Source organism: Burkholderia sp. LK4, assembly GCF_001043615.1.
Lineage (GTDB): Bacteria > Pseudomonadota > Gammaproteobacteria > Burkholderiales > Burkholderiaceae > Burkholderia > Burkholderia cepacia.
The window spans coordinates 1-20,036 of record NZ_LDUL01000112.1; the positions used below are offsets into that span (position 1 = coordinate 1).

A 20,036-nucleotide genomic window follows, 5' to 3' on the forward strand; every position below is an offset into this window, starting at 1 on the left:
GTCAACGTCAACGTCAACGTCAACTTCACCGACAGGAGCAGGACCATGCCATTCACCCGTATCGCAGTCCGCGAAGGCAAACCGGCCGCGTACCGCGCGGCGCTCGTCGACGGCGTGCATCGCGCGCTGATGCACACGTTCAACGTGCCCGAGGACGACATCTTCATGGTCGTCACCGAGCATGCGGCCGAGAACTTCGTGTACGGCCGCCACTACCTCGACATCGAACGCAGCGACGATCTCGTGATGATCCAGATCACCGCGAACAACACACGCACGCTCGAGCAGAAGCGCGCGCTGTACCGGGCGATCACGGACAACCTCGCGCAGCAGCCCGGCGTGCGGCAGCAGGACGTATTCATCAGTCTCGTCGAGGTGCTGAAGGAGAACTGGTCGTTCGGCAACGGCCTCGCGCAGTACGCCGTTTGACCTGCGACAGGGCGACAGGGCCAGATCGTTGCCCGCGCGTTTTTGCGGCGTGTACTATGGAAGCAGCTTCACGGACGACGCCGGCGCGATCGGAAGACCGCCGGCGCTTCTTCATGTGCAGGAGCCTCCATGTCGCGTGTGCTGGAAATCGTGTTGTCGCTGTCGCTGGAAGGGTGGCCGGCCAAGGCCGCAGGTCGCGCTCGCGGCGCGCAGCGTGATTTCGGCGCCGAACTCGTGCGCGCGTGGCGGATCTGCCCGCAGGTCCGGATGCGCCGCGGCCATGAGCGCGTGACGATCGAGCCGTGCCAGATCGAGGAGGCCGAGCCGAGCCCCGGCGCAAGCTGGTGGACGTGGGTCGAGTCGAATGCGCATGGCAGGCGGGTCGTTGCGTCGCGCACGAAGGTGTTTGCGCCAGGGGTCACGGCGCGCGAACTGTTCGACGCGGAGCATGCGGGCATCGTCGTCGCGATGCCGTTGCCCGTACCCGAGGCGGCAGGCGCCGCGACGGGAGAAGTCGACGGCGTCGCACCGGATACGACCGGGCGCCCGGAGGCCGGCATGCAGCCGGAATCGTCGGCGTTGCGCCTCGTCAGCGAGCGGCGGCGCGGGCGGTGGGCCGACGACAGCGGCGTCGTGGTCGAGATGACGCTCGACGACGTCACGTTGCATCGCGGCGACGAGCCGCCGCGCCGCTACGTCGAACTGCGTCTTGCCGCGCCGGACTGGGAAACCCTGGCCGCGCGCACGGCCGCGCTGCACGCGTTGTTTGCCGCGGCGCGCGAACTGAGCGGCGCGTGGCCCGCATTCGTCCAGCTGACGAGCGTGATCGATCGCGCGTGTGCGGCCGAGCCGGCCGCCAGCGGGCCCGTCAAGGCGCAGCCCGTCGAACTGACCGGCGTGCGCACGCAGCGCGCCGCGCTGTTCGCGTTGTCAGGCGACATCACCGCGCAATGGCTGGGCAACGAGGGCGGCGTGCTCGAGTACGACGATCCCGAATTCGTGCACCAGATGCGGGTCGCGCTGCGCCGCCTCCGTACGTTGATGCGCTTCTTCCCGCGCTTTGCCGACCGCCAGTGGCGGGACACGCTCGGCGTGGACATGCACTGGCTTGCCGCGCTGCTCGGCACGGTGCGCGACTGGGACGTGTTCGCGACCGAAAGCCTGCCCGCGCTGATCGCAGCCGACGGCGGCGACGGCGAATGGAACGGCACGCTCGACGCCGCGCGCGCGCAGTGTGTCGCGGCACGGGGCGAGCTGCGGCAGGCGCTGCATTCGGCCCGCTACGCGCGGCTGACGCTCGGCTGGCTCGAATGGCTGGGCTCGCTTGCGCTGCCGCACGCCGAAGACGACGCCCCCTCGCTGCGGCGCCACGCGACAAAGCGCGTGCGGCGGCTGTTCGGCCATCTGTACGCGTCGCCATCGCTCACGTCGCTCGACACGGCTGCGCGCCATCGGGTGCGGATCGATGCGAAGCGGCTGCGTTATGCGCTCGAGTTCTTCGCGTCGCTGGCGTCGCGCCGCACGCGCACGGAGACGGTCAAGACGCTCGCGCGCGTGCAGAGCGTGCTCGGCGAAGCCAACGACGCGATAGTCGCGCTGCGCCACCTCGAGAAACTGGCGGCGCCGCCGTACCAGCTCGGTTTCGTGCGCGGCTACGGCGCGGCGCTCGAGCAGCGCGCGGCGCGCGACGCCGAGACGCTGCTTGCCAGCCTGCGGCCGCCGAAGCTCGACGGCAAGCCGGGTTGAGCGGCACGCGCCGACTATAATGGCCGCCTGATTCCGGCCCGATTTCGGTTCCGGTCGAATTTCCGCACGTATCCCGATGACCGACGTACCGCATTCTTCCCCGTCCGCCGAACCGCTCGAACTGGGCGGCGAGCTGTGGCTGCGCGCCGGCGAACAGACGCTCGGCGGCGCCACGCGCATCGCGCTGCTCGCGGCGATCGGCGACACCGGGTCGATCACGCGCGCGGCGAAGGCCGTCGGCCTCAGCTACAAGGCCGCGTGGGATGCCGTCGACACGATGAACAATCTCGCGGGCGAACCGCTCGTCGCGCGTTCGACGGGCGGCAAGGGCGGCGGCGGCACGACGCTGACGCCGCGCGCGACGTCGCTGATCGCCGCGTTCCGCACGATCGAGCGCGAGCATCGCCGGTTCATCGAGGCCGCGAGCGCGGCCGTGGCCGGGTTCGACGTCGACTGGGCGCTGATCGGCCGGATCGGGATGAAGACCAGCGCGCGCAACCAGTTGTTCGGCAAGGTCGCGGCGATCGTGCGCGGCACCGTCAACGACGAGGTCACGCTCACGCTGCCCGGCGGACAGCCGGTCGTTGCCGTGCTGACGCACGAGAGCGCCGATGCGCTCGGCCTGCAGGTTGGCGCGGATGCCTGCGCGCTCGTGAAGGCGTCCTGGGTCGTGCTCGCGGCCGACGACGGCGAGCACGCGTTGAAGGTGTCCGCGCGGAACCAGCTGCGCGGGCGCGTGGAAACCGTTGCAGCGGGCGCGGTGAACAGCGAGGTGACCCTGGCGCTCGACGGCGGCGGGACGCTGACGGCCGTCGTGACCAACGACAGCGTCGATGCGCTGCAGCTCGGCGCCGGCCGGCGCGCGATCGCGCTGTTCAAGGCGTCGAGCGTGATTCTTGCGGTGACGGGCTGAGCGGCGGCGCACCGGCGCGCTTCGGCCGCTGTGTGACGGACGGAGCGAAGCCGGCGTCGCCGCTGTATCGGTACGGCGCCGGCTTCGTTTCCGCTTTCCGCTTGTGCCGCTGCTGGCGGCTTCTCTCAGGCTCCAACGTGCCTGCCACGACGACCACGGCCTCGCGCGCTCAGGCGACGCGCGTCGGCCACTCGGCGTGCGGCGTCGCCGCCTGCACGCGTCCTTCGCTCAACTGCACGACCTGGTCGCCGAACGCGGCGACGTCGTCGGGATCGTGCGAGATCAGCACCATCGGGATATCGAGCCGCGCCTGCAGCTCGGCGAGCTCGTGACGCATGCGCTGGCGCATTGCGCCGTCCAGTGCCGCGAACGGTTCGTCGAGCAGCAGGATTCGCGGCTGCGCGACCAGTGCGCGCGCGAGTGCGACGCGCTGTTTCTGCCCGCCGGACAGCTGCGACGGATACTGCCCTGCGAGCGCCTCGAGATCGAACGCTTGCAGCCAGTACGCGACTTCCGGCGGCACTGCTTTCGCGCGCGGGTTGCGCAGCCCCGGCGTGAGCCCGAACGCGATGTTCTGGCGCACGTTCAGATGCGGAAACAACGCGTAGTCCTGGAACAGGTACGCGACGCGGCGCTCACGGGTCGGCACGTCGATGCGGCGCGCGGCGTCGAACAGCGGTTCGCCGTTCAGCGCGATCGTGCCTTCGTCGGGCGACAACAGGCCGGCGATCGCCTGCAGCGTCATGCTCTTGCCCGCGCCGGACGGCCCGAACAGCACGACGCGCTGCGTTGTCGCGGTGAACGACATGTCGAGCGTGAAGCGGCGCTCGGCATTCGCGTAGGTCTTGCGGATGTCGACGACGAGGCTCATGCGGGCCTCCGCAGAAGCCGGCCGGCCACGCACGACGATGGGCGAGGCAGGCGCGTCATGTCAGCTGGCTCCGCCGGGCACGCGACGGCACGAGCCAGCCGGTCGCGAGCAGTACGAGCACGCAGGTGATCGACGTCACCAGCACGAGGAAGTTGGCCGTGCTGTCGTCGCCGGCCTGCACGGCCGCGTAGATCGCGACCGACAGCGTCTGCGTGCGGCCGGGCAGGTTGCCCGCGATCATCAGCGTCGCGCCGAACTCGCCGAGCGCGCGCGCGAACGCGAGCAGCGCGCCCGCGAGAATGCCGCGCGTGGCGAGCGGCAGCGTCACGCGGAAGAACACCGCCGCTTCGCCGAGCCCGAGCGTGCGCGCGGCGCGTTCGAGATGCGGATCGACGCCTTCGAACGCCGCCCGCGCCGATTTCAGGATCAACGGAAACGCGACGACCATCGACGCGATCACCGCGCCTTGCCACGTGAAGACGAGCTCGATGCCGAGCCTGTCGAGCCACGCGCCGAACACGCCGCGTCGGCCGAGCAGCACGAGCAGGTAATACCCGAGCACCGTCGGCGGCAGCACGAGCGGCAGCGTCAGCACGGAATCGACGACGTCGCGCAGCGGCGAGCGCCAGCGCGCGAGCATGAACGCGGCCGCGACGCCGAGCACGATGTCGAGCGCGGTCGCCCAGCCGGCAACCTTCAGCGACAGCAGCAGCGGGACCCAGGCGTCTTGCATCGCGTTACGCTCACTTGCCCGCGGGCTTGAAGCCGAACGTCGACAGCACGGCCTGGCCTTGCGGCGACGCGACGAAGTCGATGAACGACTGCGCCTGCGTGGCGTGGCGGCTGTCCTTGACCACGGCGATCGGGTAGGTGATGGCGGTCTTGGTCGGTACCGTCAGGGCGACCTTCACGCGGCCCGGCATGATCGCCGCGTCGGTGCCGAACACGAAGCCTGCGTCGACTTCGCCGCGTGCGACGTAATCGAGGCTCTGGCGCACGTTGGCGGCCAGCACGCCCTTTGCGCTGACGGCGTCCCACACCCCGGCCGCGCGCAGCGCGCCTTCGGTGTAGCGGCCGACCGGCACCGACGCCGGGTCGCCGTACGCGATGCGCTTCACGCCGGATGCGGTCAGGTCGTTCAACGACGTCGGCGCGGCCGCGTGGCTGTCCGCCGGCACGATCAGCACGAGCGAGTTCGCCGCGAAATCGCGACGCGTGCCGGGCACGATCACCTTTTCGTCGGCTGCACGATCCATCGCCTTCTGGTCGGCCGACGCGAACACGTCGGCCGGCGCGCCCTTGGCGATCTGCTGCATCAGCACGTCCGACGCGCCGAAGTTGAACAGCACCTTGGTATCCGGATGCTGCTTCTCGTACGCATCGCCGACGGCCTTGAATGCGTTCGTCAGGCTGGCGGCGGCCGACACGACGAGTTCACCGGCGGCGGAAGCGGGCGCGCTGAACGCGACCCCGGCGGCCAACGTGGCGATCGGCAGCAGGCGAAGCAGGGTGCGGCGAAGCGGACGGACGGTTGAGCGCATGGCGAGTTCGTTTGAATGGGTGGAAACCGTAATCGTAATATAGGGCGGGTTATAACGCTCGACATACCGCACATGCGACGGCGCGCATGTAATGGTCAGACCTGAAAAGGAGAGCCCGCCGGGCGGCCGGTCACGTACGGAGCGTCTGCGACGACGACTGGGTGCGCTGCAGCGACGACGGCTGCGATGCGGGGCGGTAGTTCGGGTTGGCCTTCCAGCGCGCGCGGACGAACGGGCGCTCGTGGCCGGACAGCTGCAGCGCCACCTTGGTGACCCAGCGATGCGACGGCACCGTGATGCCGTGCAGCGCCACGGTGACGAGCGCGAGGCTCGCGACGACCGCGGGCACCGACCAGCGGTGCGGCACCGCGCGCCACGAACCCGCGATGAACGCGAGCGCGGCGATCGCGCCGACGATGCAGCCGGTGATCGATTCGGATGGCGAATGCGCGTCGAGCGCGACGCGCGACACGCCGACCGCGACGCCGGCCGCGAGCCCGAGCGCGATGCCGGCGAGCCGCACCGGTGTGCGCGTGCGGATCAGCGCCAGGAAAATCGCGACCGGATAAACCGACGTCGACAGCATCGCATGGCCGCTGAACCCGGTGAAATCCCACTTGCGGATGCCGATGCCCCAGCCGAGGAACGCGATCTTCGTCAGCGCGACCACGCCGATCGCGGCCGCGAGCACGCCGAGCCACGCGGCCGCGCGCTGCCACGAGTAGCCGAGCGCGAGCCAGATGGCGATCGTGATCGCGAGCGGCAAGGTCAGGCCGGCGCCGCCGAACGCGGTGATCATGATCCACAGGTGAGACGACAGGTCGAACATCGGGAAGGGGACGAACGAAGGCGGGGAAGATGCTTAAATCAACGCGCGAGCCGGAAAGAACGACTACAACGGATACAAGCGGCGAAGCCCCAGTATAGCGCCGCGTGCGCCCGAGCCCCGTTTTTTGCGCGGCCGGGAAATAGCCGCGTGCAGGAAAAATCCCGGAAACAATGTTATGGTGCATTGCACAAAGTCGAACGCCGCATCCGCTGTGGTGCCCCTATTTTTCCTGACTGCGAGCCCGATCGATGACCAAAAGTCTGACCAAGGTGTGGCTGGGCGGCATGAAACGCATGCTGTCTCCGGCCGCCAAACGCGCGGCGCGCGATGCGCAGCGCATCACACGCGACGCACTCGAGGCAGCGGCGTCTTCCGTCGTATCCGATCCGTCCCCGCCGCGCGAATCGCGTGTGCGCCCGCGCGCGGCCGCATGGGCGGCAGGTGAATGGACGCGTGGCGAACATCCGATGGCACCCGCGCTCGGGCGCCTCGTCCAGCATCTCGCTTACGGCCTCTATGTGCCGCCCGGCCGCCGGCGCGGCGCGATGCCGCTCGTCGTGATGCTGCACGGCTGCCAGCAGTCCGTCGACGAATTCGCGCAAGGCACGCGGATGAACCTGCTGGCCGACAAGCATGGTTTCGCGGTGCTGTATCCGGAGCAGTCGCTGCGCGCGCACGCACATGGCTGCTGGCACTGGTATGAAGATACCGACCGCGCGGGCCGCGGCGAGGCGAATGCGGTGGCGTCGCTCGTCGACGCGCTCGTCGACGAACACGGTTTCGACGCATCGCGTGTTTATGTCGCGGGGCTGTCGGCCGGCGCGGGCCTCGCGTCGCTTCTTGCACTGCATCATCCCGACCGCTTCGCGGCGGTGGCGCTGCACTCGGGCCCCGCGCTCGGCGAGGCGAATTCCGGCATTACCGCGATGGACGTGATGCGGCGCGGCGTGCGTCAGAACCCGGCTGCGGCCGTCGATGCGCTGGTCGATGCCGCCGCGTATCCGGGCATGCCCGCGCTGATCGTCCAGGGCGACGGCGACCACGTGGTCGCCCCGAAGAATGCCGACCAGCTGACGGTTCAGTTCATGCGCTTGAACGGGCTTGCCGACAGCCGCGGCGCACTGCGCGGCGGCGAGCGGGTCGAGACGCGCGCCGCGGGCGCGCAGATCACCGATGTCTGCCGCGACGGCGAGCCTGTCGTGCGGCTCTGTCATGTGAAAGGGCTCGATCATGCGTGGGCCGGCGGCGATGAAGCCGTGCCGTTTCATGCGGCGGTCGGCCCCGATGCGAGCGCGATGATCTGGGCCTTTTTCGAGGTACAGCGGCGCACTGTGGCGACCGAACGACGCATCGTCTGATCGACGCTGGCCAAGAACTAGGGTTTTCCCTATAATTCGGGAAAACCCTAGTCAAAGAACCCTTGGATTGCGAGATCGACCATGTACCTGCTGAGCCACCTCTTCCTGATGCTGACCAAGAACGCTGAAACGGCCCGTAAAGAGCGCGCCGAGGCGTACCTGTCCGAAGCCACCGATATCTACGATCTCGAATTCCGCATGCGCAAGATCGATCGCGAATCGGCGATGAACCGCCCGTATTCGTTCGGCGCGCGCTAAGCAGCGCAGGGCGGGCCGGCCGGTCCGCCATTCCGGCGAGTCACGCAGCAGAAAAGGGCGCGTGCGGCTACATGCCGCACGCGCCCTTTTTGCATGCGTGGCGTGGCGTCGCGTCAGACGACCGTCAGGCGCACCGGTACGTTGTTGCGCGTCGCGTTCGAATACGGGCACACGTGGTGCGCCTTTTCGACCAGCGCTTGCGCGTCGGCCTTGTCGAGCCCCGGCAGCGACACGCGCAGCTCGATGTCGAGCCCGAAGCCGCCTGCGTCGTTCGGCCCGATGCCCACTTCCGCCGTGACCTGCGTGTCCGCCGGCAGTGCCTTCTTGTCCTGGCCGGCGACGAATTTCATCGCGCTCAGGAAACAGGCCGAGTAACCTGCGGCAAACAGCTGCTCCGGATTCGTGCCTTCCGCGCCCGTGCCGCCGAGTTCGCGCGGCGCGGCCAGCTTCACTTCCAGCTTGTTGTCGGCGGATACCGCGCGGCCGTCGCGGCCGCCCGTGCTCGTGGCGCTGGTCTTGTACAGAATGTTCATCGTGCAGCTCCTGTCGGGAAAGGGGAGGAAAAGCGGCCCGGTCGAACGGGGTGTCGCCGGCCACGAGGAAAATATAGAGCACAAATCATTAGTACGCAAATGAAATTTTGAAGAAAAGGCCCGGCAGTGCCGGGCCGGTTTGCCGATGCTTGGCCGTCAGCGTTCGTTGGCGGCCGACAGCGCGTCGCGCAACTGGTGGAGATCGGCGCGCAGCCTGACCAGGAACTCGGGCGACTGCTGCATCGCGCAGAACAGATCGGCGGGTACCGAGCGCGCGCGCTCCTTCAGTGCGCGGCCTTCCGGTGTCACGCGCACGTTCACGACCCGTTCGTCGGCCGCGCTGCGCACGCGCTCGACGTAGCCGAGCGCCTCCAGCCGTTTCAGCAGCGGCGTGACCGTGGCCGGGTCGAGGTCCAGCCGCGCGGCGATGTCCTTCACGGCGATGTCGTCGCGCTCCCACAGCACGAGCATTGCGAGATATTGGGGATAGGTCAGCGACAGCTTGTCGAGCAGCGGCTTGTACGCCTTCGTCATCGCGTGCGAAGTCGAGTAGAGGGCGAAGCAGAGTTGCTCGTCGAGCGTCTGGGGCAGCGGGGGCGGGCGGTCCATCATTCGGGCGGCGCGTCGAACGCGCGAACAATTTGTACGCAAATCATTTTGCGCGCAAAAGATCGGGATGAACAGGGGGCGGCCGGCGCGGGGTGATGGCCGACGGAGGCGGGGGAACGGGGGAGGCGCCGGGCGGCAACCCGGCGCGAGCACGGCGGGCCGGCGACACGCGCCGGCCGGGGAGACTTCAGCGGCCCGACGTGGTGGTCGTCGCGCCCGGCTCCTGGATGCCGAAGCAGCCGCGATAGGTCGCGTAGAACGAGCAGTACAGCATCGTGACGATGACGATCGTCAGCGGCATCATGATCGTCAGCGCATAGGCGCCGGCGCCGAGCGCCTGCAGCAGCAGCGACAGCGCGAGCGACGTGCCGAGCGCGACGCCGAACCACAGCGCGCCGTACACGACGAACGCGCCGCGATTGCGCCAGCAGCTGACGACGCTGAAGAACAGCGCCTTGGCGGGCGGCACGTCGTGCCACGCGACCAGCACCGGCGCAAACCAGAACAGCATCGCGACCGGCAGGTAGAGCAGCGTCGCGAACATCAGCGCGCCGAACGTGCCTTGCGCGGCGAGCGTTTCCGGCGTCGCGCTCGCTTCGTCGGCCGCGCCCATCATCACGTGGAACAGCGCGCCGCCGTCCACGAACGACGAGGCGGCGAACACGAGCACCATCGACGCGACGTAGATCACGCCGAGCACGAGCAGCCGCTGGGTCGCGACGGTGCCGTACGAGCGGAAGCCGTCGACGAGGATCGTCGGCATCACGGTCTTGCCGGCCACCGTGTCGCGGCATGCGGCCATGAAGCCGACCGCGATGCCGGGAATGAACACCAGCGGCAGCGCGGAGCCGATCACGGGCACCTGCGACACCAGCGTGATCGCCAGCAGGTACGTGAAGAACAGCGTGATGAACGCGAGCGGGTTCCGGCGGAACAGCCAGATGCCTTGGCGGAACCAGACATAGCCCGTTTTCGCGGGCACTTCGATCAGTTGCATGCGGTTTGGATCTCGGGAAGCGCGGGCGTATGCGCGATACGCTCGCGCAGGATGCGTTCGAAATGGCCGGGGTCGTGCGGCTTGAGCATCTCGGCCGCGCGCGGTAGGTAGAAGTCGTACAGGCGCGACACCCAGAAGCGGTACGCACCCGCGCGCAGCATGTCGCTCCAGTGGCGGCGCTCCTCGGCCGTGAATGGCCGCACGGTCTGGTACGCGCGTAGCAGCGCATCGGCGCGCGCGACGTCGAGCACGCCGGTCGCGAGGTCGACGCACCAGTCGTTGACCGTGACCGCGACGTCGAACAGCCACTTGTCGCAGCCCGCGAAATAGAAGTCGAAGAAGCCGCCGAGCCGCACGTCATGGCCGGTGCCGGGCGCCGCGTTCGCGAACAGCACGTTGTCGCGGAACAGGTCGCAATGGCACGGCCCGGCCGGAAGCGCCGCGTAGTCGTCAGACGCGAAGAAGCTGGCCTGGTGCGCGAGTTCGCCTTCCAGCAGCGTGCGCTGCGCGTCGGTGATGAACGGCACGATCGCCGGCACGTTCTCCTGCCACCACGACAGGCTGCGCAGGTTCGGCTGGTTGCGCGGATAGTCGCGGCCGGCGAGGTGCAGGCGCGCGAGCATCTGCCCGACCTCGATGCAGTGTTCGACCCCCGGCGCGAGTTCGGCCGAGCCGTCGAGCTTCGTGACGATCGCGGCCGGCTTGCCGTGCAGCTCGCCGAACAGCGCGCCGTCGTCACGCGGGACCGGATCCGGCACCGGCACGCCGTGGCCGGCCAGATGGCGCATCAGGTCGAGGTAGAACGGCAGTTGCTGCGCCGTCAGCTTTTCGAAGATCGTGAGGACGTACTCGCCGCGCGTCGTCGTCAGGAAGAAATTGCTGTTTTCGATACCGGACGGAATGCCGCGGAACGCAAGCACGTCGCCCAGTTCGTAGTGGCGCATCCATTGCGCGAGATCGGAGTCGGAAACAGCAGTGAAAACGGCCATGCGGGATGCGTCAGGTCAGGGTGTCGGCACGCGGGCGGCGTGCGTCGCGACAGCAGGTGAAGGAAGGCGGCGCGCGGCGTTCGGTGCGGCGCGCCGCGGAATCAGTAGCGCAGGTTCAGCGACGGCAGGCGCGTGATCGGGATGCCCGCGTCGTGCGGCTTCGGCGACGTGTCGGGCGTCGAGCTCATCTGGTAGCGCGTGCCGAAGTTCGACTTCACGTCGATCTCGACCGGCTTGCCGCGATCGCGGTACTCGGTGACTTCGGTGCCGTTCTTGCTCTTTTCGTGGAAGCTCGGCGTGCGGCGGATGTCGGCGAAGTCGACTTTCGACGTGACTTCGGCGCCCGGCCGGTTGATCTTGCGGAGATCGGGCAGGCCGGCGGCCTCGTTGGCCTCGGCCCGTGCCTGCGCGTCGGCGTCAGGCGTGCCGCCGGCGGCGTAAGCGGCGCTGGCGGCGGCAAACGCGGCGGCAGCGACGACGAGAATGAGCGGCTTCATGATGAGTCTCCAGTGAACCCACCGATTTTAGCAAATACTGCGCACCATCCGGCCCTCGCGTGCGTGGGGGCAGCCACAAGGGCGACCGGGTTCCGTGGTAATGTCGTCGGATCAGACGAGGTGATGAAAATGAAGAACGATTTGAGCCGCCGGCACCGTGTGCTGACGCCCGAGAGCCCGTCGGTCGAGGCTTTCGACGATCCGGTCGCCGCCGTCGCGCGGCTGTCCGCCATTTACGACACGAACACGGGTTTCCTGCGTGACGCATTCGCGCGCTATCGCCGCCACGAACCGATCACCGAGCACGTGCGCGCGTGCTACCCGTTCGTGCGGATCCGCACCGATGTCAACACGCACGTCGATTCGCGCCGCTCGTACGGATTCGTCGCGGGCCCCGGCGTGTTCGAGACGACGGTCACGCGCCCCGACCTCTTCGCGAACTACTATCGCGAGCAACTGCGCCTGCTGGCGAAGAACCACCATGTGAAGATCGAGATCGGCGTGTCGTCGCAGCCGATTCCGATCCATTTCGCGTTTCCCGAAGGCATCCATCTCGAGGGCGAGCTCGACCGCGACCGCCTGCTCGCGATGCGCGACATCTTCGATACGCCCGACCTGTCGTATCTCGACGATCGCATCGTCAACGGCACGTTCGAGCCGGCGCCGGGCGAGCCGCATCCGCTCGCGCTGTTCACGGCCGCGCGCGTCGACTTCTCGCTGCACCGGTTGCGCCACTACACGGCGACGTCGCCCACGCATTTCCAGAACTACGTGCTCTACACGAACTACCAGTTCTATATCGACGAGTTCGTGAAGCTGGGCCGCACGGTGATGACGGAGAGCGACGATCCCGAGGTGCGCGCATATCGCAGCCAGTACAGCTCGTTCGTCGAGCCGGGCGACGTCGTGACCTACAACGCGAACCTCGGCAGCGAGCCGGCCGAGGGCGCCGCGCCGCCGCGCCTGCCGCAGATGCCCGCGTATCACCTGAAGCGCGCGGACGGCAGCGGGATCACGATGGTCAACATCGGCGTCGGCCCGTCGAACGCGAAGACGATCACCGATCACATCGCGGTGCTGCGTCCGCACGCGTGGGTGATGCTCGGTCACTGCGCGGGGCTGCGCAATACGCAGCGTCTCGGCGACTACGTGCTCGCACACGGTTACGTGCGCGAGGATCACGTGCTGGACGCCGACCTGCCGCTGTGGGTGCCGATTCCGGCGCTCGCCGAAGTGCAGCTCGCGCTCGAGCGCGGGGTGGCCGACGTCACGCAGCTCGATGGCGTCGAACTGAAGCGCGTGATGCGCACGGGTACCGTCGCGAGCGTCGACAACCGCAACTGGGAGCTGCGCGATCATCGCGAACCCGTGCAGCGCCTGTCGCAGAGCCGCGCGATCGCGCTCGACATGGAAAGCGCGACGATCGCCGCGAACGGTTTCCGCTTCCGCGTGCCGTACGGCACGTTGCTCTGCGTGTCGGACAAGCCGCTGCACGGCGAGCTCAAGTTGCCGGGCATGGCCGACACGTTCTATCGCGGGCAGGTCGACCAGCATCTGCAGATCGGCGTGAAGGCGATGGAGATCCTGCGCACGAACGGGCTCGACAAGCTGCATAGCCGGAAACTGCGTAGCTTTGCGGAAGTGGCGTTCCAGTAATGTGAACGGCGGCCCCGGTGCGGTGTGCGTCGCGATGTCAGGCGCAGTCGCGAACCGGGGCATACCGGGCTTCAAGGCGGCAGGCGTGCACTTGTACCTCTCCGTCTGGCCGTGCGTAGCCACTCGCGGTGGACGCGTCGCCGCCTTAGTACTGGAACGCGATCATTTTCTGCAATTTGGAAGTTGTCCTATTGGTTGCCCTTGTCGTCGAGAATATGCTCTCCTGCGTGGCGTTATTCGACGCCCGTACGAAGGAACGGCGAACAGTCGATCCGATCGATTCCTATCGAATTGAAAGAGGGCTTACCTGATGAAAATCAATTTCTTGCTGGCTTCCCTGATGCTCACCACATCTCTGTCGGCAATGGCCAGAACCGCTGTGATCGGCCCGTCCAATCCCTGTGCACCCGTCGCAGTAATCGGCCCGTCCAACCCCTGCAAACCCGTCGCGGTGATTGGCCCCGGCCCTGTCAAAAAGTGTCCGTGCTATTGACCGAATAAGTGATTAAACGGGTGCGCTCGCCCTTGGGCGCATCTCGTCCGTGTATTGCTTTCTCGTGCCGTCCGGCACGCTGCCGTGCGTGTCGGACAAGCAACTGCGCGCCGGCGTCAGCGTACGGCTTTAGCGGCCGGTTCGAGCGATCCACTCCGAGCCGTTTCCAACATCGAATCTCGCACCGCATCGATAACCCGACCCGCATCCGCCTGTCGCTTGATCGCCAGCCGCCATTCCCCGAGCGCCCGCAGTTCGGCGCCGCCGAAATATTCCATGATGTCCGGCAGGCGGCGCACGACGCCGCGGCTGCCCCAGCAGCCGTCGTCGATTTCCGTTGGAAAGACCCACACGCGCGTCGCGACGGCATCGACCGGCAGGCCCTCCGCGCGCGCGACGGCAGCGGTCACGTCCGCGATCAGCCCGGCACGCGCGGCATCCGTGTACTGACCTTCGGGCACGGTCGGCACGATCCGGTAGATCGGCGCAGGCGCGACAGCCCCGGCGCGATACACGGCTGCCGGCCGATGGACGAAGATCCAGGTCACGTCCCGCGTGCGCGGATTGTCGGGATCGAGTCCTTCGTGACGGATCAGCGTTCCGGTCAGTTCTTCCATCAGTTGGGCTTCGGCCTGCGGTGCGAGCGCACCTTCGGGAATGTAGACGTCGATCATCGGCATGATGGTGTCCTGGTTCGGTGAGGATGGCGTCGCTCCGATGCCGGGCGACGTGAATCCAGTGTACGAACCGCATGCCGGCGCGCGGAGTGGCGAAACTGCCATTCGACGATGCCATTTCCGACACCGCCCCCGACGACGGCTGCGCGCGCTTATCGCGTGAAGCGACGGCGATACTCGCCGGGGGAGATGCCGGTCTCGCGCTTGAACAGTTGCCGGAAGCCGCTGATGTCCGCATAGCCGACGCGCTCGCAGACGGTGTCGATCGCGAGCGTCGTTTCCGCGAGCAGCCGCTTCGCGACTTCGATCCTGAGCGTCTGCAGATACCTGAGCGGCGGCGCGCCCACGGCGTCCCTGAAACGGCGATGGAGCGTGCGTTCGCTCATCGCGACGTGATCGCTCAGCCGGGCGAGGCTGAACGGCTCGCGCAGGTGCTTTTCCATCCAGCGTTGGGCGCGTGCAATGGCCGCATCGTCGTGCCCGTCATGCCCCATCCGGCCGAGATCGATGAATGAATCCTGCGACACGCGGTTCACGTCGATCAGCATGACCTTGGCGACGGCCGCGGCAAGGCGCGCGTTCGCCAGTTTGTCGACGACCCGCAACGCGAGATTCTGATACGACGTGACGGCGCCGCCGCACAATATGCCGTCCTGTTCGGTCAGGACGTCCGACGCGCGCAATGCCACGTCCGGATAGCGTACGCGGAAGCTCGATGCTTTCGACCAGTGCGTCGTGGCGACGCGGCCGTCGAGCAGCCCGGCTTCCGCGAGCAGGAACGCGCCCGTGCAGTACGTCGCGATCAGTGTGCCGCGCGCATGTTGCCGGCGCAGCGCGTCGAACAGCGGCGCGAGTGACGCGGGCCGGGCGAGCAGCCGCTCGAGATCGGCGACGAACGGAGCGGTGAGCCAGATCGCATCGGCGGTGCCGTGACCTTCGATCGTGCCGTCGACCGCGGCGGCCTGGCCGGAAGCCGTGCGCACCGGCTTGCCGTCGATCGATTCGATGCGCCAGCGAAACGGGGCCTGCGGCCGGCCGTTACGTAATGACGGGGCGAGATGATTGGCTGCCGTGAAGATGTCGGTCGGCGCGGCGATGCCAGATGCAAGGGCATGGTCGACAGCCCAGATCCGGATGAGTGGCATGGGTGGCGGGAATGGCCATGGACAGGGTCGATCCTACCATCGGTGCCACGCGGTCATGGAGGCGGTTGCAGGCGCGCGATGCGCCGGCTCGCGGCGTGCGCGGCAGTCGGGCTTTCCGCTCGCATCGTCGGTAGGGGGCAGGGATGGCACGGAACGCGCCGCTGAAAGCGACAAGGCCGCCCGGCGCTGAAGCGCACGGGCGGCCTTGCCGGTCAGGCGAGTGCGTTGTGGCTCAGCACTCGCCCTTCTTCGCGTGCCCCGGCGGGCAGTGATAGCCGCGGCGATCCGGGCCGTGTTCGCGGTCGCGATAACGCTGGTGATCTTCCCATTCGCGGCGTTCCCAGTAGCGGTGGCCGTCCCAGTAGCGGTCGCCGTGCCAGCCGACGATGACCGCGGGTGCCGGGGCGACCACGACGGGCGCGGGCGCGACGACGACCGGTGCGGGCGTGCCGATGTTGACGTCGACGTTGACGGCGTGGGCGAGGCCGGACAGCGAAAGGCCGAGGCTGGCGAAGGCAAGGGCGATCAGGGAGCGTTGCATGTTCTTTTCCGTGATGTCGTTGTAAAAGGCCGGCGCGACGCGATGGAAGCGAGGGGGGATCGTTCCACCGGGGGAAACGCCGCACCGACACATGCAGTGTGCTGGTGCGCGACGGAAAACGCGAGGCGGGTTTGTTACGGCGGATTGGCGGCCGGCAGGGGCAGGGTACAGGCGCCGGGTCGCGTCATTTGACAATGGCGGCCCGCGTTTGCGGGTGATTGCGCGCGTCGCACGGCACCGGTCTCGCGAATTTGACATTCGACGGCGAACGGCGCACCAGGCGCAATTAATGGCGCGTTACAAAGTGATACGCGGCAGGTGGCGGGATCGCCAAGCCTGCCGCGCGGAAATCGGGATGCCGGCCCTCGGCCGGCGGTCTTCATCGACCGGTTACAGGTAGAACATCCGGTCTTCTTCGGGGCGCGGCGGATGGCCATCGTCGTCCGAACCTTCTTCCTCGCCGCTGTCCTCGTAGAACGCGAGCACGGCGTCGAGCACCTGGTCGGGATCGTCGATCACCTGCATCAGGTTCATGTCTTCCGGATTGATGAGGCCCATCGGGATCAGCTGGTCGCGGAACCACTGCAGCAGCCCCTTCCAGAACTCGCTGCCGACGAGGATGATCGGCACGAGGCGCGACTTCTTCGTCTGGATCAGCGTGAGCACTTCCGACAGCTCGTCGAGCGTGCCGAAGCCGCCCGGCATCACGATCACCGCATCCGAATTTTTCACGAACGTGACCTTGCGCGTGAAGAAGTGGCGGAAGCGCAGCGAGATGTCCTGGTAGTGGTTGCCGGCCTGTTCGTGCGGCAGCTCGATGTTCAGGCCGACCGACGGCGCCTTGCCGGCATGCGCGCCCTTGTTCGCGGCTTCCATGATGCCGGGGCCGCCGCCGGAGATCACGGCGAAGCCTGCATCGGACAGCTTGCGCGCGATCTGCGCGGCCAGCTTGTAGTGCGGCGTGTCGGGTTTGAGGCGGGCAGAACCGTAGATGCTGACGGCCGGGCGGATCTCCGACAGGTACTCGGTCGCCTCGATAAACTCTGCCATAATCGTGAACATCTGCCACGATGCGCGGGCCTTCTTGGCCGTCGCGCGCTCTTGATCTGCGAGCGAACGCAGACTCGGAATCACTTTTCTCTTGTTCATAATGCCTGAAGAACGAAATCTGGAAGGTAAGACCCTGCTATTGGTTGACGGTTCGAGCTATCTGTATCGGGCTTACCATGCGATGCCTGATTTGCGTGGCCCTGGCGGGGAGCCGACCGGAGCGCTCTACGGAATCATCAACATGCTGCGCCGTATGCGCAAGGAAGTCAGTGCAGAGTATAGCGCTTGCGTGTTCGATGCAAAGGGCAAGACGTTCCGTGACGACCTTTATGCCGACTATAAGGCAAACCGTCCGTCGATGCCGCCCGATCTTGCGTTGCAGGTCGAGCCGATCCACGGCGCCGTGCGAGCGCTCGGCTGGCCGCTGCTGATGGTCGAAGGCGTCGAGGCCGACGACGTGATCGGCACGCTCGCGCGCGAAGCCGAGCGGCACGGGATGAACGTGATCGTGTCGACGGGCGACAAGGATCTCGCACAGCTCGTGACCGACCGCGTCACGCTCGTCAACACGATGACCAACGAGACGCTCGATCGCGACGGCGTGATCGCGAAGTTCGGCGTACCGCCCGAGCGCATCATCGATTACCTCGCGCTGATCGGCGACACCGTCGACAACGTGCCGGGCGTCGAGAAGTGCGGGCCGAAGACGGCCGTGAAATGGCTGGCCCAATACGACAGCCTCGACGGCGTGATCGAGCATGCGGGCGACATCAAGGGCGTGGTGGGCGACAACCTGCGTCGCGCGCTCGACTTCCTGCCGCTCGGCCGCAAGCTCGTGACCGTCGAGACGGCGTGCGATCTCGCGCCGCACCTCGAATCGATCGAAGCGTCGTTGAAGACGGACGGCGAAGCCCGCGACCTGATGCGCGACATCTTCGCACGCTACGGCTTCAAGACCTGGCTGCGCGAAGTCGACAGCGCGCCGCCCGAAGGCGGCGGCGCCGATGCGCCGGAAGGCGAGCCTGCACCGGTGGTGGCGGCCGACATCGTGCGCGAATACGACACGATCCAGACCTGGGAGCAGTTCGACGCGTGGTTCGCGAAGATCGATGCGGCCGCATTGACCGCGTTCGACACCGAGACGACTGCGCTCGACCCGATGCTCGCGCGGCTCGTCGGCCTGTCGTTTTCGGTCGAGCCGGGCAAGGCCGCGTACCTGCCGGTCGCACACCGCGGCCCCGACATGCCCGAGCAACTGCCGATCGACGAGGTGCTTGCGCGCCTGAAGCCGTGGCTCGAATCGGCCGATCGCAAGAAGGTCGGCCAGCACCTGAAATACGACGCGCAGGTGCTCGCGAACTACGACATCGAACTGAACGGCATCGAGCACGACACGCTGCTCGAATCGTACGTCGTCGAATCGCACCGCACGCACGACATGGACAGCCTCGCGCTGCGCCATCTGGGCGTCAAGACGATCAAGTACGAAGACGTGGCCGGCAAGGGCGCGAAGCAGATCGGTTTCGACGAAGTGGCGCTTGCGGAGGCCGCCGCATACGCGGCCGAAGATGCGGACATCACGCTGCAGCTGCATCACGTGCTGTATCCGCAGGTTGCACGCGAACCGGGCCTCGAGCGCGTGTATCGCGAGATCGAAATGCCCGTGTCGCTCGTGCTGCGCAAGATGGAACGCACGGGCGTGCTGATCGACGATGCGCGCCTGCAGGCGCAGAGCACCGAAATCGCGACGCGCCTGATCGAGCTCGAAGCGCAGGCGTACGAACTGGCCGGCGGCGAATTCAATCTCGGCTCGCCGAAGCAGATCGGGCAGATCTTCTTCGAGAAGCTGCAGCTGCCGGTCGTGAAAAAGACGCCGAGCGGCGCGCCGTCGACCGACGAGGAAGTGCTGCAGAAACTGGCCGAGGACTACCCGCTGCCGAAGCTGCTGCTCGAGCATCGCGGGCTGTCGAAGCTGAAGTCGACCTATACCGACAAGCTGCCGCGCATGGTGAATCCTTCGACGGGCCGCGTGCATACGAACTACGCGCAGGCCGTCGCGGTCACGGGCCGTCTCGCGTCGAACGACCCCAATCTTCAGAACATTCCGGTGCGCACGGCCGAGGGCCGGCGGATCCGCGAGGCGTTCATCGCGTCGCCGGGCCACCGGATCGTGTCGGCCGATTATTCGCAGATCGAACTGCGGATCATGGCGCATATCTCGGGCGACGCTTCGCTGCTGCGCGCGTTCTCGCAGGGCGAGGACATTCACCGCGCGACGGCCGCCGAGGTGTTCGGCGTGACGCCGCTGGAGGTCAATTCCGACCAGCGCCGGATCGCGAAGGTGATCAACTTCGGGCTCATCTACGGGATGAGCGCGTTCGGCCTCGCGTCGAACCTCGGCATTACGCGCGATGCGGCGAAGCTCTATATTGACCGCTATTTCGCCCGCTACCCGGGCGTCGCGCAGTACATGGAAGACACGCGCTCGGCGGCGAAGGAGAAGGGCTACGTCGAAACCGTTTTCGGTCGCCGCCTGTGGCTGCCCGAGATCAACGGCGGCAACGGCCCGCGCCGCCAGGCAGCCGAGCGCGCGGCAATCAACGCGCCGATGCAGGGCACGGCGGCCGACCTGATCAAGCTGTCGATGATCGCGGTGGACGACTGGCTCACGCGCGACAAGCTCGCGTCGCGGATGATCATGCAGGTGCACGATGAACTGGTGCTCGAGGTGCCCGACGAGGAACTGTCGCTGGTGCGCGAGAAACTCCCGGAAATGATGTGCGGCGTCGCGAAGCTCAAGGTGCCGCTCGTCGCCGAAGTGGGGGCCGGCGCGAACTGGGAAGAGGCACACTGACGCACCGCCACGCGGTTCCCGATTCCTGCGGCATATTGTTGCAGGGATGC

At 67.4% G+C, this 20,036-nt stretch carries 20 protein-coding genes; 7 read left to right on the forward strand and 13 right to left on the reverse strand.

Annotation, left to right across the window (positions count from 1 at the left end):
- Nucleotides 1-45: 45 nt before the first annotated feature.
- The 3 genes from VK92_RS37370 to VK92_RS37380 all read left to right on the forward strand — a co-directional run bounded on the left by VK92_RS37370 (nt 46) and on the right by VK92_RS37380 (nt 3,088).
- Nucleotides 46-429, forward strand: a complete 384-nt coding sequence (locus VK92_RS37370) for a tautomerase family protein (RefSeq protein WP_042972656.1) — start codon at nt 46-48, stop codon at nt 427-429.
- Nucleotides 430-558: 129 nt separating this feature from the next.
- Complete coding sequence (locus VK92_RS37375) at nt 559-2,175, forward strand: CHAD domain-containing protein (RefSeq protein ID WP_048022270.1); 1,617 nt, start codon at nt 559-561, stop codon at nt 2,173-2,175.
- A gap of 76 nt (nt 2,176-2,251) precedes the next feature.
- Nucleotides 2,252-3,088: a TOBE domain-containing protein gene (locus tag VK92_RS37380; RefSeq protein WP_048022272.1), complete on the forward strand. Its 837-nt coding sequence runs from the start codon at nt 2,252-2,254 to the stop codon at nt 3,086-3,088.
- Between the two features lie 169 nt (nt 3,089-3,257).
- Here VK92_RS37380 and VK92_RS37385 read toward each other — a convergent pair whose 3' ends face one another.
- The 4 genes from VK92_RS37385 to VK92_RS37400 all read right to left on the reverse strand — a co-directional run bounded on the left by VK92_RS37385 (nt 3,258) and on the right by VK92_RS37400 (nt 6,329).
- Nucleotides 3,258-3,959, reverse strand: a complete 702-nt coding sequence (locus VK92_RS37385; protein ID WP_048022274.1) for a sulfate/molybdate ABC transporter ATP-binding protein — start codon at nt 3,957-3,959, stop codon at nt 3,258-3,260.
- Between the two features lie 55 nt (nt 3,960-4,014).
- Nucleotides 4,015-4,692, reverse strand: a complete 678-nt coding sequence (gene modB, locus VK92_RS37390) for a molybdate ABC transporter permease subunit (RefSeq protein ID WP_021156293.1) — start codon at nt 4,690-4,692, stop codon at nt 4,015-4,017.
- Between the two features lie 10 nt (nt 4,693-4,702).
- Nucleotides 4,703-5,500, reverse strand: a complete 798-nt coding sequence (gene modA, locus VK92_RS37395; protein ID WP_048022276.1) for a molybdate ABC transporter substrate-binding protein — start codon at nt 5,498-5,500, stop codon at nt 4,703-4,705.
- Between the two features lie 130 nt (nt 5,501-5,630).
- On the reverse strand, nt 5,631-6,329 hold the full coding sequence (locus VK92_RS37400; RefSeq protein ID WP_048022278.1) for a phosphatase PAP2 family protein: 699 nt from the start codon (nt 6,327-6,329) through the stop codon (nt 5,631-5,633).
- Between the two features lie 248 nt (nt 6,330-6,577).
- Between VK92_RS37400 and VK92_RS37405 the strand changes: the two genes are divergently transcribed.
- Both VK92_RS37405 and VK92_RS41225 read left to right on the forward strand, forming a co-directional pair.
- Entirely contained in the window at nt 6,578-7,687 is a 1,110-nt protein-coding gene (locus tag VK92_RS37405) for an extracellular catalytic domain type 1 short-chain-length polyhydroxyalkanoate depolymerase (protein WP_048022279.1), read from the forward strand.
- Between the two features lie 81 nt (nt 7,688-7,768).
- Nucleotides 7,769-7,945, forward strand: coding sequence for a DUF3563 family protein (locus tag VK92_RS41225; protein ID WP_021156289.1), 177 nt, complete (start codon nt 7,769-7,771; stop codon nt 7,943-7,945).
- Nucleotides 7,946-8,058: 113 nt separating this feature from the next.
- On the opposite strand, the gene VK92_RS37410 is transcribed toward VK92_RS41225, so the two are convergent.
- The 5 genes from VK92_RS37410 to VK92_RS37430 form a co-directional block, all read right to left on the reverse strand.
- Nucleotides 8,059-8,478 (reverse strand): organic hydroperoxide resistance protein, encoded by a 420-nt coding sequence (locus tag VK92_RS37410; protein ID WP_039358076.1) that lies wholly within the window; start codon nt 8,476-8,478, stop codon nt 8,059-8,061.
- A gap of 156 nt (nt 8,479-8,634) precedes the next feature.
- Nucleotides 8,635-9,087 (reverse strand): MarR family winged helix-turn-helix transcriptional regulator, encoded by a 453-nt coding sequence (locus tag VK92_RS37415; protein WP_048022285.1) that lies wholly within the window; start codon nt 9,085-9,087, stop codon nt 8,635-8,637.
- A 187-nt stretch (nt 9,088-9,274) separates the two neighbouring features.
- Nucleotides 9,275-10,084: a BPSS1780 family membrane protein gene (locus VK92_RS37420; protein ID WP_021160836.1), complete on the reverse strand. Its 810-nt coding sequence runs from the start codon at nt 10,082-10,084 to the stop codon at nt 9,275-9,277.
- Nucleotides 10,075-11,073 carry a homoserine kinase gene (locus tag VK92_RS37425; protein ID WP_048022171.1) on the reverse strand — a complete coding sequence of 333 codons (999 nt, stop codon included), beginning with the start codon at nt 11,071-11,073 and terminating at the stop codon, nt 10,075-10,077. Before VK92_RS37425 ends, VK92_RS37420 begins: the two co-directional genes overlap by 10 nt.
- Before the next feature lie 101 nt (nt 11,074-11,174).
- On the reverse strand, nt 11,175-11,570 hold the full coding sequence (locus tag VK92_RS37430; RefSeq protein ID WP_021160838.1) for a hypothetical protein: 396 nt from the start codon (nt 11,568-11,570) through the stop codon (nt 11,175-11,177).
- Nucleotides 11,571-11,699: 129 nt separating this feature from the next.
- Here VK92_RS37430 and VK92_RS37435 point away from each other — a divergent pair, with 129 nt between their 5' ends.
- Nucleotides 11,700-13,226, forward strand: a complete 1,527-nt coding sequence (locus VK92_RS37435; RefSeq protein ID WP_021160839.1) for an AMP nucleosidase — start codon at nt 11,700-11,702, stop codon at nt 13,224-13,226.
- A gap of 609 nt (nt 13,227-13,835) precedes the next feature.
- Here VK92_RS37435 and VK92_RS37440 read toward each other — a convergent pair.
- The 4 genes from VK92_RS37440 to VK92_RS37455 form a co-directional block, all read right to left on the reverse strand.
- Entirely contained in the window at nt 13,836-14,399 is a 564-nt protein-coding gene (locus VK92_RS37440) for a tautomerase family protein (protein ID WP_048022169.1), read from the reverse strand.
- A 149-nt stretch (nt 14,400-14,548) separates the two neighbouring features.
- Nucleotides 14,549-15,541 carry a GlxA family transcriptional regulator gene (locus VK92_RS37445; RefSeq protein ID WP_048022167.1) on the reverse strand — a complete coding sequence of 331 codons (993 nt, stop codon included), beginning with the start codon at nt 15,539-15,541 and terminating at the stop codon, nt 14,549-14,551.
- Between the two features lie 232 nt (nt 15,542-15,773).
- Nucleotides 15,774-16,082, reverse strand: coding sequence for a hypothetical protein (locus VK92_RS37450; RefSeq protein WP_048022165.1), 309 nt, complete (start codon nt 16,080-16,082; stop codon nt 15,774-15,776).
- A 390-nt stretch (nt 16,083-16,472) separates the two neighbouring features.
- Nucleotides 16,473-17,231 (reverse strand): TIGR00730 family Rossman fold protein, encoded by a 759-nt coding sequence (locus tag VK92_RS37455; RefSeq protein WP_048022163.1) that lies wholly within the window; start codon nt 17,229-17,231, stop codon nt 16,473-16,475.
- Between the two features lies 1 nt (nt 17,232).
- Here VK92_RS37455 and polA point away from each other — a divergent pair, with 1 nt between their 5' ends.
- Nucleotides 17,233-19,986: a DNA polymerase I gene (gene polA, locus VK92_RS37460; RefSeq protein WP_048022161.1), complete on the forward strand. Its 2,754-nt coding sequence runs from the start codon at nt 17,233-17,235 to the stop codon at nt 19,984-19,986.
- Nucleotides 19,987-20,036: the final 50 nt, after the last annotated feature.

Bases quoted from the DNA above. Each gene is read 5' to 3' on its own strand.
- VK92_RS37440 (WP_048022169.1), bottom strand. From the start codon at position 14,399: ATGCCGATGATCGACGTCTACATTCCCGAAGGTGCGCTCGCACCGCAG.
- VK92_RS37425 (WP_048022171.1), bottom strand. From the start codon at position 11,073: ATGGCCGTTTTCACTGCTGTTTCCGACTCCGATCTCGCGCAATGGATG.
- VK92_RS37385 (WP_048022274.1), bottom strand. From the start codon at position 3,959: ATGAGCCTCGTCGTCGACATCCGCAAGACCTACGCGAATGCCGAGCGC.
- polA (WP_048022161.1), top strand. From the start codon at position 17,233: ATGCCTGAAGAACGAAATCTGGAAGGTAAGACCCTGCTATTGGTTGAC.
- VK92_RS41225 (WP_021156289.1), top strand. From the start codon at position 7,769: ATGTACCTGCTGAGCCACCTCTTCCTGATGCTGACCAAGAACGCTGAA.
- VK92_RS37420 (WP_021160836.1), bottom strand. From the start codon at position 10,084: ATGCAACTGATCGAAGTGCCCGCGAAAACGGGCTATGTCTGGTTCCGC.
- VK92_RS37435 (WP_021160839.1), top strand. From the start codon at position 11,700: ATGAAGAACGATTTGAGCCGCCGGCACCGTGTGCTGACGCCCGAGAGC.
- VK92_RS37370 (WP_042972656.1), top strand. From the start codon at position 46: ATGCCATTCACCCGTATCGCAGTCCGCGAAGGCAAACCGGCCGCGTAC.
- VK92_RS37415 (WP_048022285.1), bottom strand. From the start codon at position 9,087: ATGGACCGCCCGCCCCCGCTGCCCCAGACGCTCGACGAGCAACTCTGC.
- VK92_RS37445 (WP_048022167.1), bottom strand. From the start codon at position 15,541: ATGCCACTCATCCGGATCTGGGCTGTCGACCATGCCCTTGCATCTGGC.
- VK92_RS37405 (WP_048022279.1), top strand. From the start codon at position 6,578: ATGACCAAAAGTCTGACCAAGGTGTGGCTGGGCGGCATGAAACGCATG.
- VK92_RS37410 (WP_039358076.1), bottom strand. From the start codon at position 8,478: ATGAACATTCTGTACAAGACCAGCGCCACGAGCACGGGCGGCCGCGAC.
- modA (WP_048022276.1), bottom strand. From the start codon at position 5,500: ATGCGCTCAACCGTCCGTCCGCTTCGCCGCACCCTGCTTCGCCTGCTG.
- modB (WP_021156293.1), bottom strand. From the start codon at position 4,692: ATGCAAGACGCCTGGGTCCCGCTGCTGCTGTCGCTGAAGGTTGCCGGC.
- VK92_RS37400 (WP_048022278.1), bottom strand. From the start codon at position 6,329: ATGTTCGACCTGTCGTCTCACCTGTGGATCATGATCACCGCGTTCGGC.
- VK92_RS37380 (WP_048022272.1), top strand. From the start codon at position 2,252: ATGACCGACGTACCGCATTCTTCCCCGTCCGCCGAACCGCTCGAACTG.
- VK92_RS37450 (WP_048022165.1), bottom strand. From the start codon at position 16,082: ATGCAACGCTCCCTGATCGCCCTTGCCTTCGCCAGCCTCGGCCTTTCG.
- VK92_RS37430 (WP_021160838.1), bottom strand. From the start codon at position 11,570: ATGAAGCCGCTCATTCTCGTCGTCGCTGCCGCCGCGTTTGCCGCCGCC.
- VK92_RS37375 (WP_048022270.1), top strand. From the start codon at position 559: ATGTCGCGTGTGCTGGAAATCGTGTTGTCGCTGTCGCTGGAAGGGTGG.
- VK92_RS37455 (WP_048022163.1), bottom strand. From the start codon at position 17,231: ATGAACAAGAGAAAAGTGATTCCGAGTCTGCGTTCGCTCGCAGATCAA.